Source organism: Kocuria rosea (assembly GCF_006094695.1).
Classification (GTDB): domain Bacteria; phylum Actinomycetota; class Actinomycetes; order Actinomycetales; family Micrococcaceae; genus Kocuria; species Kocuria rosea.
Genome location: NZ_CP035103.1, coordinates 1,157,561 through 1,172,820, shown reverse-complemented (window position 1 = coordinate 1,172,820; position 15,260 = coordinate 1,157,561). Strand labels below are relative to the sequence as shown.

11 protein-coding genes are annotated in these 15,260 nt (G+C 74.2%); 5 read left to right on the top strand and 6 right to left on the bottom strand.

Features of this window, described 5'->3' with window-relative positions:
* The first annotated feature begins 207 nt into the window (after positions 1-207).
* On the top strand, positions 208-1,596 hold the full coding sequence (locus tag EQG70_RS05370) for an MFS transporter (protein WP_109268143.1): 1,389 nt from the start codon (positions 208-210) through the stop codon (positions 1,594-1,596).
* Positions 1,597-1,711: 115 nt separating this feature from the next.
* Here EQG70_RS05370 and menD read toward each other — a convergent pair whose 3' ends face one another.
* Together menD and EQG70_RS05360 are read right to left on the bottom strand one after the other, a co-directional pair.
* Positions 1,712-3,508, bottom strand: coding sequence for a 2-succinyl-5-enolpyruvyl-6-hydroxy-3-cyclohexene-1-carboxylic-acid synthase (gene menD, locus EQG70_RS05365; protein WP_109268144.1), 1,797 nt, complete (start codon positions 3,506-3,508; stop codon positions 1,712-1,714).
* 94 nt (positions 3,509-3,602) lie between these two features.
* Positions 3,603-5,801 (bottom strand): PhoX family protein, encoded by a 2,199-nt coding sequence (locus EQG70_RS05360; RefSeq protein WP_095651836.1) that lies wholly within the window; start codon positions 5,799-5,801, stop codon positions 3,603-3,605.
* A gap of 376 nt (positions 5,802-6,177) precedes the next feature.
* Here EQG70_RS05360 and EQG70_RS05355 point away from each other — a divergent pair, with 376 nt between their 5' ends.
* Positions 6,178-6,588 (top strand): hypothetical protein, encoded by a 411-nt coding sequence (locus EQG70_RS05355; RefSeq protein WP_109268145.1) that lies wholly within the window; start codon positions 6,178-6,180, stop codon positions 6,586-6,588.
* Here the strand turns inward: EQG70_RS05355 and EQG70_RS05350 are convergent.
* Positions 6,579-7,592 (bottom strand): o-succinylbenzoate synthase, encoded by a 1,014-nt coding sequence (locus tag EQG70_RS05350; RefSeq protein ID WP_109268146.1) that lies wholly within the window; start codon positions 7,590-7,592, stop codon positions 6,579-6,581. The genes EQG70_RS05355 and EQG70_RS05350 overlap by 10 nt on opposite strands.
* A 130-nt stretch (positions 7,593-7,722) precedes the next feature.
* On the opposite strand from EQG70_RS05350, the gene EQG70_RS05345 reads away from it, so the two are divergent.
* Positions 7,723-8,571 carry a phosphatase PAP2 family protein gene (locus EQG70_RS05345; protein WP_109268147.1) on the top strand — a complete coding sequence of 283 codons (849 nt, stop codon included), beginning with the start codon at positions 7,723-7,725 and terminating at the stop codon, positions 8,569-8,571.
* On the opposite strand, the gene EQG70_RS05340 is transcribed toward EQG70_RS05345, so the two are convergent.
* A complete protein-coding gene (locus tag EQG70_RS05340) occupies positions 8,504-9,397 on the bottom strand; it encodes an MBL fold metallo-hydrolase (protein ID WP_109268148.1) in 894 nt (297 codons plus the stop codon). The genes EQG70_RS05345 and EQG70_RS05340 overlap by 68 nt on opposite strands.
* A gap of 40 nt (positions 9,398-9,437) precedes the next feature.
* Here EQG70_RS05340 and gluQRS point away from each other — a divergent pair, with 40 nt between their 5' ends.
* On the top strand, positions 9,438-10,439 hold the full coding sequence (gene gluQRS, locus EQG70_RS05335; RefSeq protein ID WP_109268149.1) for a tRNA glutamyl-Q(34) synthetase GluQRS: 1,002 nt from the start codon (positions 9,438-9,440) through the stop codon (positions 10,437-10,439).
* Here the strand turns inward: gluQRS and aceB are convergent.
* Positions 10,361-12,034: a malate synthase A gene (gene aceB, locus EQG70_RS05330; protein ID WP_109268254.1), complete on the bottom strand. Its 1,674-nt coding sequence runs from the start codon at positions 12,032-12,034 to the stop codon at positions 10,361-10,363. The two genes, gluQRS and aceB, sit on opposite strands and share 79 nt — an antisense overlap.
* A gap of 152 nt (positions 12,035-12,186) precedes the next feature.
* Positions 12,187-13,470 carry an isocitrate lyase gene (gene aceA / locus EQG70_RS05325; RefSeq protein ID WP_017832461.1) on the bottom strand — a complete coding sequence of 428 codons (1,284 nt, stop codon included), beginning with the start codon at positions 13,468-13,470 and terminating at the stop codon, positions 12,187-12,189.
* A gap of 161 nt (positions 13,471-13,631) precedes the next feature.
* On the opposite strand from aceA, the gene EQG70_RS05320 reads away from it, so the two are divergent.
* Entirely contained in the window at positions 13,632-15,113 is a 1,482-nt protein-coding gene (locus EQG70_RS05320; RefSeq protein WP_109268150.1) for a helix-turn-helix domain-containing protein, read from the top strand.
* Positions 15,114-15,260 lie beyond the last annotated feature (147 nt).

The following is a 15,260-nucleotide window of genomic DNA, read 5'->3' as shown; positions in this document are numbered from 1 at the left end:
GACGGGCCCGGACTCATATCCGCAACAGACCCGATCGAGGACATCAATACCTCCGACATGTGAATCACCCCCTGGTGGATCCCTGGGTCTTTGCCTCATATGACCCGGATCACAGCTCTGCCAGGCTGGACGCAGCCAGGGGACGCACCGCCGGTCTCCCCCGCTTCCCGCCTTGTCCACGCGCTGCCCAGAGAGGTCCCGGGGAACATGACCCAACCACACACCATCATCGCGGAGAACCCGCTGCTCGAGCAGAGGACCGCCCGCTTCGTGGCGTTCATCATCTGCCTCGCCCTGCTCTTCGACGGCTACGACCTCGTCATCTACGGCGTGGTCCTGCCGGGCCTGCTCGCCGACCCCACCCAGATCGGGACCCTGGAGCCGGCCGTCGCCGGCCTGGTGGGCTCCTACGCCCTCATCGGCGTGCTCATCGGCTCGCTCGTCTGCGGGGCCATCGGCGACTTCTTCGGCCGCCGCCGGCTGCTGATCACCGGTGTCGCCTGGTTCTCCGTGGGCATGTTCGTCACCGCGCTCACCACCAGCGTGCTGGCCTTCGGCGCGATGCGCTTCCTCACAGGCATCGGCCTCGGCCTCGTGATCACCACCGCCGGCGCCACCATGGCCGAGTTCGCCCCCGCCGGCCGCCGCCAGTTCTACAACGGCATCGTCTACTCCGGCATCCCCGCCGGCGGCGTCTTCGCCGCCCTCGTGGGCATCGCCTTCCTCGCCGACCTGAGCTGGCGCGGGCTCTTCATGATCGGGGCCCTCCCCCTCCTCCTGCTCGTCCCGCTCATGCTGTGGAAGCTCCCCGAGTCCCCGCGCTGGCTGCTCACCCGCGGCGAGACCGAGCGGGCCGAGGCCGTCGCCCTCCGGACCGGCGTCCCGCTGATCGAGGAGCAGGTCATCCAGACGGTGGGGGCCGCACCGCGCAGGACCGGCTACGCGGCCGTGTTCTCCAGGCAGTTCGCCCTGGCCTCGATCCTGCTGGGCTTCATGTCCTTCTGCGGCCTGCTGCTCACCTACGGACTGAACACCTGGCTCGCCGTCATCATGAACGGCTACGGCCACAGCATCAGCCCGCTCTACTTCGTCCTCGTGCTCAACGGCTCCGCCCTGGTCGGCGGTCTGCTGGCCTCCCGCCTCGCGGACCGCACCGGCCCGCAGCGGATGATCGCCACGACCTTCGCGCTGGCCGCGATCGCCCTGGTCCTGATGACCTTCAGCTTCCCGCTGCCGCTGCTGTTCCTCTTCATCGCCGTGGCCGGCGTGGGCACCATCGGCACCCAGGTCCTGGTCTACGGGTTCCAGTCGAACTACTACACCACCAACGCCCGGGCCGCCGGCGTGGCGTTCTGCGCGAGCATGGGCCGGTTCGGCGGCATCTTCGGCCCGATCATCGGCGGCTGGCTCGCCGCGGCCGGCTTCGGCGGCCCCCAGGCGTTCTACGTCTTCGCCGGCGTGGCCCTGCTCGGTGCGCTGGTCACCCTCGTGGTGCCCCACCAGCGCGGGCTGGAGGAGGCCGAGCACCGGGTGGAGGAGCTCGCCGGGCACCCGCAGGCGCCCGCCGAGCAGGAGGCGCCCACCGTGCGCGGCTGACCCCCGCGGCACCGCCTCCGGGCCCCGTCCCCCCTCGCCGGGGGGCGGGGCCCGCCCGCGTCCCCGGCCCCGGGGCGCCGGCCGGCGCAGGGCACCCGGCGCACCTCGAGACCCCTCAGCGGCCGGTGCGGCCTCCCGCACCGTTGTCCGGAGCCGTGTCCTGCGCGGTGTCCTGAGCCATGTCCTGCGCGGCGGCCTCCGCGGCGGCCCGGGCGACGGCGGCCCGGATCCGCGCGTGGAGGTCCCGCAGCCCGCGCCGGTCCACCACGACCTCCAGGACCGAGCGCCCCCGCACGGGCGCGGCGAGCGCCTGCTCGAGCTCGGCGACGCCGGCCGCACGCCGGTGGGCCACGCCGTAGCCGGCGCACAGCGCGTCGAGCCGGGCCTCGTGCGGGGTGCCGAAGAACCGCTCCACGACCGCCCGGTACTCCTCCTGCTCCCCCAGCACGCCGTGCTCCAGGGTCGTGAAGATCCCCCCGCCGCCGTCGTTGAGGACCACGAGCTGGAGGTCGGGCTCGCGCTCGCCCGGGCCCAGCAGCAGGGACGAGACGTCGTGCAGGAACGTCAGGTCGCCCAGGAGGGCGCGGACCGGCCGGTCCCCGCCGAGCGCCGCGCCGGCGGCCGTGGCCACCGTCCCGTCGATCCCGGCGAGCCCCCGGTTGGCGAGCACGAGCGGGGAGCCCGGGCCGGGCCGGGCGGCCAGGTCGAGGTCGCGCACGGGGTTGGAGGAGCCAGCCAGCAGCACGGCCCCGTCCCGCCGGCAGGCCTCCCACACCGCGGCGGCCACGGCCGGGCCCGTGGCCCGGCCCGGCGGCTCGGCGGCGAGCAGCCCGGCGACGGCGCCGTCCGCGGCGGCGCCCGCCTCCCGCCAGGCCTGCGCCCAGCCGGGGGCGCCGCGGCCGGTGAAGGCGGCCGCCTCGGCCCAGCTCGTGAGCACCCGCTCACGGCGCCGCCCGGGCTCGTACCAGGCCACGGGTGCCGGCCGCACGGCTGCGGTGGCGACGCCCTCCCGTGCGAGCAGGGCCCCGACCGGGCGGGAGAGCGTGGGCCGGCCCACGAGCAGGACCCGCTCGATCCGCCGGCCCAGCGGGGAGTCCAGCAGCAGCCGGTAGGCCCCCACGGCGTGCGGGCCGCTCCGCGCGTTCGAGGAGGGCTCCGCGAGCAGCGGCAGCCCGCACGCCTCGGCGAAGCGTGCCGCGTCCGGTCCGGCGCCGTCCCCGGCGACGACGACGGAGCGCGCCGTCCCGGCGTCCGGCGGCGGGACCGCGACCGGGCCGGCCGCCACCGCGGCCGGCCCCGGGTCCGGCCGTGCCCCCGTCCGGGCGGCCAGCAGCCGGGCCCGGGCCGCGAGCACCGGGCCGTCCTCCGGCGCGGGGTGCAGCGGCTCGCGCAGGGCCACGTTGAGGTGGACCGGTCCCGCCGGCCGGGGCCCCTGCGGTCCACGGCCGGCCAGGGCGGCGAGGACCTCCTCCAGCCGGGCGGGCACGTCGTCGTCCGGGAGGAGGTCCACGGCGGCGCGCACGTGGTCGCCGAAGATCCCCGGCTGGCGGGTGGTCTGGTTGGCGCCGGTGCCCCGCAGCTCCGGCGGGCGGTCGGCGGAGAGCACCACGAGGGGCACCTCGGCGTGGTCGGCCTCCAGCACCGCGGGGAGCAGGTTGCCCACGGCCGTGCCCGAGGTGGTGAGCACCCCGGCCGGCCGGCCGGTGGCCCGTGCGATGCCGAGGGCGGTGAACGCCGCGCTCCGCTCGTCCACCCGCACGTGGACCTCGAGGGCCCCGGCGGCCTGGGCGGCCGCCGCGGCGTAGGCCAGCGGCGCGGACCGGGAGCCGGGGGCTACGACGAGGTGCCGCATCCCGGCGGCGACGAGCTCCTCCAGGACGGTGCGGGCGGTGTCGAGAGAGGGTGTGGTCACAGGAGACCAGGGTAGTCCGGGAACGCAGCGGTCCCCGGCCCGCCGCGGGGCGGGCCGGGGACCGGTGGGCTCCGGACGCCTCCGGAGGCGGGGCTCAGTAGGAGCGGGACGCGGTCCTCGCGGCCGCCTTCGTCTCCGCGGTGGCCTTGCCCTTGTAGCCGCGGTAGCGGGGCCCGCGCTCGCCGTTCTTGCGCCGCTTGTGCTGGTTGCGGCCGTGGCCCGGCCGGTCGTGGATCGCACCGGGGAACTCGGGCTCCCCGGCCCGGTCCACGGCGAAGACCTGGGCCACGGACGGCCGCGGCAGCGACCACTCGCCCTCACCCTGGCGGGTCTCCACCACGTAGTCCGGGAAGTAGGAGCGGGGCTCCTCGAAGGAGCCGTCCTCGCCCGGGTGCTGCACGGCCACGTAGACCATGCGCTCGCGGTCGTGGATCACGGGCCCGCAGGTCTCGGCGTCCTGCGGCACGGCGAGGAACTGCTCGACGTTGCCGCGCTCGCGCCCGGACAGTCCCACCTTGAACAGTCCGTCGTTGTAGCCGATGGTCCCCGGGGCGCCGTCCGTGGAGATCCACAGGTTGCCCTCCGAGTCGAAGGCCAGGTTGTCCGGGCAGGAGATCGGGGAGACCTTCTCCACCGGGTAGCCGGAGAAGTAGGTGGAGGCGTTCTTCGCCGGGTCCCCGGCGACGAGGAGGATGTTCCAGCCGAACTCGGTGGCGTCGGCACGGTGGTGGCGCTCCGTGATCTCGATGACGTGCCCGTCGCGGTTCTGGGTGCGCGGGTTGGCCTCGTCCGGGCCGGCCTTGCCCGGGGTGCCGCGGTCGGTGTTGTTGGTCAGCGCCACGTAGACCTTGCCGGTGTGCGGGGAGGGCTCGACGTCCTCGGGGCGGTCCATCTTGGTGGCGCCGACCTGGTCCGCTGCCAGGCGGGTGAACACCAGGACCTCCTCCACGGACATGCCGGCCACGGCCGACTCCCCGTCCACCACCAGGGGCAGCCACTCGCCGGAGCCGTCGAACGCGCCGTCGGAGGGCAGCCGGCCGGAGCCGTCGATCTCGGCCGCGGTGTCCCCGGTGAACTTCGCGACGTACAGGTTGCCCTCGGAGAGCAGCGTCATGTTGTGGGCGCGGTCGCCCTCGACGTACTTCTGGGCGGAGACGAACTTGTAGAGGTAGTCGAAGCGCTCGTCGTCGCCGGAGTAGGCCACCACGGTGCCGTCCTCGGCCACGCGCACGTTGGCGCCCTCGTGCTTGAAGCGGCCCAGTGCGGTGTGCTTGACCGGGGTCGAGGCGGGGTCCTGGGGGTCGAGCTCCACGACCCAGCCGAACCGGTTCGGCTCGTTCTCGTAGCCCGGCAGGGTCGAGTCGAAGCGGGGGTCCACCTCGTGCCAGCGCCGGCTCGGGGCCTCGGCGGCGATCCCGTAGCGCTTCTGCTCGGCGGAGCCGTTGCCCTTGAAGTACTGGTTGAAGTTCTCCTCGCCGGACAGGACGGTGCCCCACGGGGTGGTGCCGCCGGCGCAGTTGTTCTGCGTGCCGAGGACCACGGTGCCGGTCGGGTCGTCCTGCGTCCTCAGCAGCGCGGAGCCGGCGGCCGGGCCGTCCACGGCGAAGGGCGTGCTCAGGGTGATGCGCCGGTTGCGGGCTCCGCCGCGGACGTAGGTCCAGGGCCGGCCGGGGCCGGTGCGGGCGATCTCCACGACGGACATGCCGTGGGCGGCCATGGCCACCCGGGCCACCCGCTGGAGGTCGTCCTGCTGCTCGGCGGGGAACATGAGGTTCTCGTTGGTGTACTCGTGGTTGTTCACGAGCACTCCGCTGCGCCCGCCGCGGTCCTGGAGGATGTCCAGGTAGTCGCTGTTGTAGCCGAACTGGGCCGCCTGGGACTCCGGGGTCTGCCGGAGGGGGTCGAACTCCGGGGAGTCCTCGAACAGGGGGTCGCCCCAGCGGATGATCGGGGACCAGTCGAAGCCCTCGGGGACCGTGAGGTCGTCCACGGTGTTCGGCACGGGGGCGATGGGCGCGAAGGACAGCCCGGAGCGTCCGCGGCCGTGGGCCTGGGCGGCCTCCGGGGTGGCGCCGACGACGCCGACGGTCACGGCCGCCGCGGCGCCCAGGCCCAGGGCGGAGCGGCGGGACAGCGCCGCGCTCGCGATGTCGCGGAAGTAGCCGTTGCCGGAGGTGTTGCACTCCGGTCCGGCGCAGGCGCTGCCGCACTTGAGCTGGCACGTGACGGGGCTGCGCTTGCCGCGCGTGTGGCCGAGCAGGGGCAGGACGGTGCGCTTGGCGGTGTCGGTCATGGCTCTCCCAGGGGACGGGGCCCGCGGCGGACCGCGGTCGGGGAACGGGTGCTCCGCCACTGCACCACCGCCCGGTGAGGCCCCGGGGGCGGCCGTGCGAACCGCAGGTGAACGGGCAGTGACCGGCCGGGGACCCATCCGCCCCTGATCAGCGGGTCCGTCCCGGGCCGAGTTCACTCAAAGAAACAATGCGCCGGCGGATTCCGCGGCCGTCCCGGTTCTGGGATGCTCGAGGCGTCAGGCCGTCCCATCCGTCCAGCGCCCCGGACCGTGACCGGGAACGTCCGGAAGACCCCCCTCCTTCTGCTCGATCCGCCCACGGGCCGTGCCGCCGCGGCGGCGGAGCCGGCCGGGACACCGGCGGAGGAGGCGCGCGATGCACACCGAACCAGAGGGGGGACTGCTGTCCCCGCGGGAGCACGGGGGGAACGTTCCGCACGAGCACGGCGCGCACGGGTACCGGCGTGCGGCCGTGGACTGCCTGAGCGTCCACCGCGCGTGGGACCTCCACCCCGGGGACTGCCTGCACGGACGGATCATCGCCTCCGTCCGCGGGGTGGTGGGGCTCGCCTGCAGCCCCGTGGCGGTCTTCTCCTTCACGGGCGACGACCCCGAGCACACGGCCCAGACCCGGATCGGCGCCGCCCACCCCGACATGGAGCTCGGCTGCGACGACGTGTGGCGCGCCGCCCGGGCCTGGGTCCGGGGCCACGGGCTGCACGAGGGCGAGCCGGTGGACCTGGACCGGCTCCGGGCCGAGGTCCTGGGGGTCGCGGCTCAGGCGTGAGGCCCGACCCCGGCCAGGGCGTGCACGCGGCGCAGCCGCTCCAGCCACCACCGGCGCCGGTCGGCGGGCACGGCGTGGCGCGCCAGCAGCTCGGGGTCCGGGACCGCGTCCCGCAGCTCGAGCATCCCGCCCACCGGCCGCAGCGGCTCCCGCAGGACGTCCGCCCGCATGAGGGACACCGTCCCGAGCCCGCAGGCGTACGGGAGCTCGGGCAGGGCGGCGGCGAGCGCGAGACCCGCCCGGATGCCCACGGAGGTGTCCAGGGCGGAGCTGACCACCGCCGGCAGGCCGGCCTGGGCGACCACGTCCAGGGCGCGGCGCACCCCGCCCAGCGGAGCTGCCTTGACCACGAGCAGGTCGGCGGCGCCCGCCCGGGCCACCGCCAGGGGGTCGTCCTCCTTGCGCACGGACTCGTCCGCGGCCACCAGCACCGCCACGCCCCGGTCGGCGAGGCCCTCCCGGACGGCGGCGAGGCCCTCGATCGTGGGCACGGGCTGCTCCGCGTACGCGAGCCCGTGCCGCCCGAGCCGTTCCAGGGCCGCGAGGGCCGTGGGCACGTCCCACCCGCCGTTGGCGTCCACCCGCAGCTCGGCCTCCGGCAGCAGGGCCCGCACGGCCGCGACCCGGGCGTCGTCGTCCCCCGGCCCCTGGCCGCGCTCGGCGACCTTGATCTTCACGGCACGCACCCCGCCCCCGAAACCGGCGAGGACCTCCCGGACCCGGGCCGCCGGCACGGCGGGCACGGTCGCGTTGACGGGGATGCGCGTGCGCCGGGGCGCCGGGAAGCCGTGCCACGCGGCGTCGACCGCGGCGCGGAGCCAGGCGCCCGCCTCGGCGTCCCCGTACTCGGGGAACGGGCCGAACTCCCCCCACCCCGCCGGGCCGCGCAGGAGCACCGACTCGCGCACGTCGACGCCGCGGAAGCGCACCCGCATCGGCAGGGCGACGACGTGCGCGTGCGCGAGCAGGTCGTCGAGCGGGGGCAGGACCACGGCGGGGAGCATGCTCCCCAGCCTAGGCGGCGCCTCTCAGCCCGCTCCGATCCGTGCGTGGAATGATGAGGGCTCCGCGGGTGCCCGCACGGCCGCGGCCGTGCCCGCGCCCCGACGATCCGCACCACCGCCCAGGAGCTCGATGACCACGACCGCCCGCCGCCCCGCCCCCACCGTCCTGCAGGTCCTGGGCCACCTGCTCGGCGCCGCCGCCCTGTGGGCGTCGGCCGCGCTGGTCGGGGTCGTGGCCCTCACCACCGCGACCGGGCAGTGGCTCGACGAACTGGCCCTGCGCCAGGCGAGCGGCGCCTTCCCCGACCTCTCCGACCGCGCCGCCCAGCTGCTCGACTCGGTGCCGTGGGTGGTGGGCGCCGTCTCCGCCCTGTGCCTCGCGGTCCTGGCCGTGCGCTCCCGGCGCCTCGCCCCGGCGGTGGTCGGGGCGGCGGTGGTCGTGCTCTCCAACCTCACGGTCCAGCTGCTCAAGCGGGTGCTGCTGGAGAAGCCGGACCTGGGGATCCAGGAGGCCGCCGTCAACTCCTTCCCGTCCGGGCACACGGCCGCCGCGGCCGCCGCCGTGGCGGTGGTGCTGCTCGCGGCCCCCGCCTCCTCCCGGCCGGTGGTCGGGCTGCTGGGGGCGGCCGCCACGACCGCGACCGGGGTGGCCACGCTGCTGAACGGCTGGCACCGGCCCTCGGACGTGGTGGCGTCCCTGCTGGTCGTGGCGGGCTGGGCGGCCCTGGGCGGGCTCGTGCTGCGCCTGACCGGGCCCGTGGAACGCCCCGTGCCCGGCGGGGGCCTGACCGCCCTGCTGGCGGTCTCCGGCGCGGGGGCCCTGCTGGTCGGCCTGCTGCCGCTGTGGGCGGCCCTGCGCGTGCCGGGCGGGGGCTGGGCTGCGGTCGCGGCGTGCGCGGCGATCCTCGGGGTCAGTCTCCTGGCGGCAGCGGCGCTGACAGCGCTGCAAGCTCCTCGGTCGCGGCGTCCTCGGCTCTGATCCGCTCGAGCCGGTCCAGGAGGATCCGCGCCGCCCCCGGGTTGTAGGGCAGGCGGAACATCGATGCCGTCACGGGCCGCATGCCGTCCGGCTGCGCCGCGGCGGCCCCGCTCGCGTCCACCCGCTCGATCGCGGTGCGCATGAGCCGGGCCTGCTGGAGCACGAAGCCGCGCTCCACCGGGTTGCCGTGGCCGGGGACGAAGACCTGGTACCGGTCGAGGGCGGCCAGGCTCTCGAGGGCCGTGGCCCAGCCCCGCGGGTAGGAGTCGTCGAAGCTGGGGTCGGCGCCCTGCTCCACGAGGTCCCCGGTGAACACGACGTCGTCGACGCCCACGCAGAGGTCGTTGTCGGTGTGGCCCGGGCCGAAGGAGAAGAGCACCGCCGCCCGCTCCCCCAGGTCCACCCGGGTCAGGGCGGGGCGCCGGCCCGTGCCCGGCAGGTGCCGGTTGGGCACGACGAGACGGGTGTCCGGCCCCTCGGCGGCGGCCATCTCGGGCTCGTGGGTGCCCACGAAGGAGCGCTGGAAGTCGCCGTGCGCCTGGATCGCCGCCGCGCAGCCGCGGTGCGCCCAGAAGTCCTCGGCCCCGGCGCGCTGGAACACGGCGTTGCCCAGGAAGTGGTCGTAGTGGGCGTGGGTGTTCACCACCGTCAGCGGCAGGCCCGTGAGCGAGCGGACGGCCTCGAGGATCTCGCGGGCCTGGCGCGGGCCCGCGCCCGTGTCGATCACGAGGGCGCGACGGGACCCGAGCACGACCCCGGAGTTCAGCCTCCAGTTGTCCGTGCTCACGGCGAAGACGCCGTCGCGGATTTCGTTGATGCGCGCCACCCGACCAGGGTACCGACCGCCGCTGGCTATCCTGGCAACCATGACCGCTCCGTCCTCGGGCCGTGCGGCCGGAGGCGCCGGCCGCTATGCTCCGTCCCCCTCGGGGGACCTCCACCTCGGCAACCTCCGCACGGCGCTGCTCGCGTGGGCCCTCGCGCGCTCCACGGGCCGGGGCTTCGTCCTGCGCGTCGAGGACATCGACCGGGTGCGGCCGGGGGCGGCCGAGCGGCAGCTCGAGGACCTCGCCCGGCTGGGCCTCGACTGGGACGGCCCGCCGCTGCTGCAGTCCTCGCGGGAGGCCGAGCACCGGGCCGTGGTGGAGCGTCTCACCGCGGCGGGGCGCACCTACGAGTGCTACTGCACGCGCCGGGAGGTGCAGGCGGCCGCGAGCGCGCCGCACGGGGCCCCGGGCGCCTATCCGGGCACGTGCCGGGACCTCGGCGACGCCGAGCGGGCGCGGCGCCGCCGGGAGCGGCCCCCGGCGGTGCGGCTGCGCGCGGACGTGCGCTCCCGCACGGTCGTGGACCGCTGGGCCGGGGCGTTCACGGGGCTCGTCGACGACTTCGTGCTGCTGCGCAACGACGGCCGCCCCGCCTACAACCTCGCGGTGGTCCTCGACGACGCCCACCAGGGCGTGGACCAGGTGGTCCGGGGCGACGACCTGCTGCCCTCGACCCCCCGGCAGGCGTACCTGGCCTCGATGCTCGGTCTGGACGAGCCGGAGTGGGTGCACGTGCCGCTCGTGCTCAACGCGCACGGGCAGCGCCTCGCCAAGCGGGACGGCGCCGTGACCCTCGCCGAGCTCGCCGCGGGGGGTCACGGCGCCGAGGAGGTGCTGGGCTGGATGGCCGCGTCGCTGGGCCTCCCCGGACCGGTCCGGTCGGCGCAGGACGTCCTCGCCGTGTTCGACGAGGACGTCCTGCCCCGGGCGCCCTGGGTCGTGGACCCGGCCCGGTGGGCCGCTCAGGCGCGCGAGGACGCGGAGGTGCCGGCCTCCTCCGGGGCGTGCGGGTCCTCGGGCTCGGCCAGGAACCGCTCGTAGGCGGGGGTGGTCAGGAACGCGGGGTAGTCGTCGCCCAGGGCCACCTCCTCGAAGATGGCGCGGGCGTCGTCGAAGCGGTCGCCCTCGGCGCGCTCGATCTTCGCGAACTCCTCCTCCAGCAGCTCCTGCACCCAGTCCCGGGTGATCTCCTCGCCCTCGTCCGTGATGGCGCGGGTGTTCACCCACTGCCAGATCTGGGAGCGGGAGATCTCCGCGGTCGCGGCGTCCTCCATCAGGTTGTGGATGCCCACGGCGCCGTTGCCGCGCAGCCACGCCTCGATGTAGCGGATGCCCACCTCCACGTTGTTGCGGATCCCCACCTCGGTGATCCTCCCCTCGGCCGAGGCGATGTCGATGAGCGCCTTGTCGTCGGGCACCACGTCCTCGCGGAGCCGGTCCAGCTGGTTCGGGCGGTCGCCGAGCACCGCGTCGAAGACCTCGCGGCACACGGGGACCAGGTCGGGGTGGGCCACCCAGGATCCGTCGAACCCGTCCTCGGCCTCGCGGGTCTTGTCGGCCTGCACCTTCTCGATCGCGGTGCGGTTGACCTCCTCGTCCCGGCGGGAGGGGATGAACGCGGCCATCCCGCCGATGGCCATCGCCCCGCGGCGGTGGCAGGCCCGCACGAGCTGCTCGGTGTAGGCCCGCATGAACGGCTGCGTCATGGTCACCGCGTTGCGGTCCGGGAGGATGAAGCGGGGCCCGCGGGTCCGGAAGTTCTTGATGATGGAGAAGATGTAGTCCCAGCGGCCGGCGTTGAGCCCCGCGGCGTGCTCCCCGAGCTCGTGGAGGATCTCCTCCATCTCGAAGGCCGCGGTGATCGTCTCGATCAGCACGGTGGCGCGGATGGTGCCGCGGTCCGTCCCCAGCATGGACTCCGCCCGGCTGAAGATGTCGTGCCACAGCCGCGCCTCCTGGTGGGACTCGGTCTTGGGCAGGTAGAAGTAGGGGCCCAGGCCGAGCTTCTTGAGCCGGCGCGCGTTGTGGAAGAAGTACAGGCCGAAGTCCACGATGGCGCCCGCGATGGGCTCGTCCCGCACGGACAGGTGCCTCTCCTCGAAGTGCCACCCGCGGGGCCGCACCACGATGGTCGGGTTGGCCCGGGCGTCCCTGTTCTTCAGCGCGTACTTCTTGCCGTCCGGGTTGGTGAACTCGATGGTCCCCTCGAGCGCGTCGATGAGGTTGAGCTGGTTGGTGACCACGTTCGTCCAGTGCGGGGTGTTGGCGTCCTCCATGTCCGCGAGCCACACCTTCGCCCCGGAGTTGAGGGCGTTGATGGTCATCTTCCGCTCGGTGGGACCGGTGATCTCCACGCGGCGGTCCTCGAGCCCGGGCGGGGGCGGGGGCACGCGCCAGGAGTCGTCCTCGCGGATCCTCCGCGTCTCGGGCAGGAACGTGGGGTCGGTGCCGCGGGCGATCGCCTTGCGCCGCTCCTCGCGGGCGGCCAGCAGCTCGCGCCGGCGGGGCTCGAACTCGCGGTGCAGCGCCGCGAGGAAGCCGAGCGCGTCGGGGGTGAGCACACTGTTCTGCCGGGGCACGTGGTGACCGGTGAGGGTCACGCCGTTGATCGTCACGGGGTTGCTGGTCATGGTCATCATGGCTGGGTCCTCGCCTGAAGAGTGTCCTGGGGAGTTCGGGTGGGGCGGCCCCGAAGGGCGCCGGAGCGGGTCGTCGTCGGATGCGGCGCGGCCGGGGACCCTGTCGGGCCCCCGGCCGGTCACGGCCGTTCGGCTCAGGGCCGTTCGGCTCAGAACTGGGCGGTCTCGGTGGACCCGGCCAGCGCCGTGGTGGAGGACTGCGGGTTGAGGACGGTGGAGACCAGGTCGAAGTAGCCGGTGCCGACCTCGCGCTGGTGGCGGGTGGCGGTGTAGCCGCGCTCCTCGGCCGCGAACTCCCGCTCCTGCAGCTCCACGTAGGCCGTCATCTGGTTGCGGGCGTAGCCGTGGGCGAGGTCGAACATCGAGTAGTTCAGGGCGTGGAAGCCGGCCAGGGTGATGAACTGGAACTTGAAGCCCATCGCGCCCAGCTCGCGCTGGAACTTGGCGATCGTGGCGTCGTCCAGGTGCTTCTTCCAGTTGAAGGACGGCGAGCAGTTGTAGGCGAGCATCTGGTCGGGGTGCTCCGCGTGGATGCCGTCGGCGAACTTCTTGGCCAGCTCGAGGTCCGGGGTGCCCGTCTCCATCCACAGCAGGTCGGCGTACGGGGCGTACGCGTTGCCGCGGGCGATGCAGGCCTCGAGGCCGTTGCGGACCTTGTAGTAGCCCTCCGCGGTGCGCTCGCCGGTGACGAACGGCTTGTCGCGGTCGTCCACGTCCGAGGTGATCAGGGTGGCCGCCTCCGCGTCGGTGCGGGCGATGATCAGCGAGGGGACGTCGGCGACGTCGGCCGCGAGCCGGGCCGCGCTCAGGGTGCGGACGTGCTGCTGGGTGGGGATGAGCACCTTGCCGCCCAGGTGGCCGCACTTCTTCTCGGAGGCCAGCTGGTCCTCCCAGTGCACGCCGGCCGCGCCGGCGGCGATCATGGACTTCATGAGCTCGTAGGCGTTGAGCGGGCCGCCGAAGCCGGCCTCGGCGTCGGCCACGATCGGGACCAGCCAGTCCTCGACCGTGCTCGTGCCCTCGGAGTGCTCGATCTGGTCGGCGCGCATCAGTGCGTTGTTGATCCGCCGCACGACCGCCGGGACGGAGTTCGCGGGGTAGATCGACTGGTCGGGGTAGGTCTGGCCCGCGAGGTTCGCGTCGCCGGCGACCTGCCAGCCGGAGAGGTAGATGGCCTTGAGACCGGCCTTGACCTGCTGGACCGCCTGGTTGCCGGTCAGGGCGCCCAGGGAGTTCACGAAGTCCTCGGTGTGCAGCTTCTCCCACAGCTGCTCCGCGCCGCGGCGGGCCAGGGTCATCTCCTCCTGCACCGTGCCGCGCAGGCGGACGACCTCCTCTGCCGTGTAGTCGCGGGTGATCTGCGCCCAGCGGGGATCGGCGTCCCACTCCTGGCGGATCTCGTCGGCGGTCTTGGGGGCGTTGGGGTAGGACATGTCGGCTCCTCGTTGAGTGGTCCGAGAACGGGTGCTTCGGCTTCGGGGTCACCGGGAAGTTCGCTCCTCCGTAGTGACACATCCCACTTTGCCCCAGTTCAAAGCGGATCAACCCCACATTTCTCGTCGAACTTTCTCCATTTTTCGTCTATCGTGAAGAAATGACGACCAGCGCGTGGGGCACTGAGGAACCGACGACGGCGGAGCCGGCCGGCAGCACCGACCTGATCGGTCTCGGCCGGCGCATCCGCTCGCTGCGCAAGGACCGCGGCATGACGCTCGCGGAGCTCGCGGACCGGGCGGGCACCGCCACCTCGCAGCTGTCCGTGATCGAGAACGGGCGCCGCGAGCCCCGGCTCAGCCTGCTGCGGCGCCTCGCCGAGGTCCTGGGCACGAGCGTGGACGCCCTGCTCGGGGCCGAGCCCGGCACCCGGCGGGAGGCGCTCGAGATCCAGCTCGAGCGCGCCCAGCGCTCCCCGTTCTACGAGCAGCTGGGGCTGCCGACCGTCCGGGTCAGCTCCGCGCTGTCCACCGAGGTGCTCGAGGCGCTCGTGGCCCTGCAGGAGCGGCTGGCCGAGGCCCTCGAGAAGAACTCGGCCACCCCGGAGGAGGCCCGCCGGGCCAACGTGCAGCTGCGCCGGCTCATGCGGGCGCAGGACAACTACTTCCCGGACCTGGAGCAGGCCGCCAAGGAGCTGCTGACCCTGGGCGGCTACTCCTCGGGCCCCGTGTCCAACTCCGTGATCTCCGAGATGGTGGGCAGGCTCGGCTACAGCATCCACCACGTCACCGACCTCCCGCACTCGACCCGCTCGGTGACCGACCTGCTCAACCGGCGGATCTACCTGGTGCAGAGCCCCCGGGCGGACCACGACCCCCGCGCGGTGCTGCTCCAGGCCGTGGGGCACCAGGTGCTGGGCCACGAGCCGCCCAAGGACTATGCCGAGTTCCTCGCCCAGCGCGTGCAGACCAACTACTTCGCCGCCGCGGTGATGCTCCCGGAGGACAAGACCGTCCCGTTCCTGCTCGAGGCGAAGAAGGACCGGGACCTGTTCCTGGAGGACCTCAAGGACCGCTTCGCCGTGTCCCACGAGACGGCGGGCCACCGCTTCACGAACCTGGCCACCCGGCACCTGGGGATCCGCACCCACTTCCACAAGGTGCACTCGTCCGGGGTGATCCACAAGGCCTACGAGAACAACGGGCTGGCGTTCCCGACGGACCACACCGGGGCGATCGAGGGCCAGATCTCCTGCCGCAAGTGGTCCGGGCGCACCGTCTTCGACCAGCCCAACCAGTTCACGGCGTTCGCCCAGTACACGGACACCCCCTCCGGCACGTACTGGTGCTCCACGCGCACGGAGCTCTCGAGCCAGGGCGTGTTCTCCATCGGCGTGGGCGTCGCGTTCACCGACGCCCGCTGGTTCCGCGGCCGCGACACCCCGCACCGCACGGTGTCGACCTGCCCGGACCCCTCGTGCTGCCGGCGCCCGCCCGAGGAGCTCAGCCGGGTGTGGGCGGGCCACGCCTGGCCCAACACCCGGGCCCACTCGCACGTGCTCGCCGCCCTCCCGGAGGGGGCCTTCCCCGGCGTCGACGAGCGGGAGGTCTACGAGTTCCTGCAGGCGCACGACGACGCCTGAGCCGGCCCCGCGGGCCGCCGGCGCGGTCTCCCCGCACCCCCGGGACCGCCTCCCTATACCCGTAGTGGCTGGCCACTGCCCGGGAGCGGGCGTAAAGTTCTGTGGGACCTCTGCTCCACCCACCCCCCTGGACGCTGCGCTCCACCG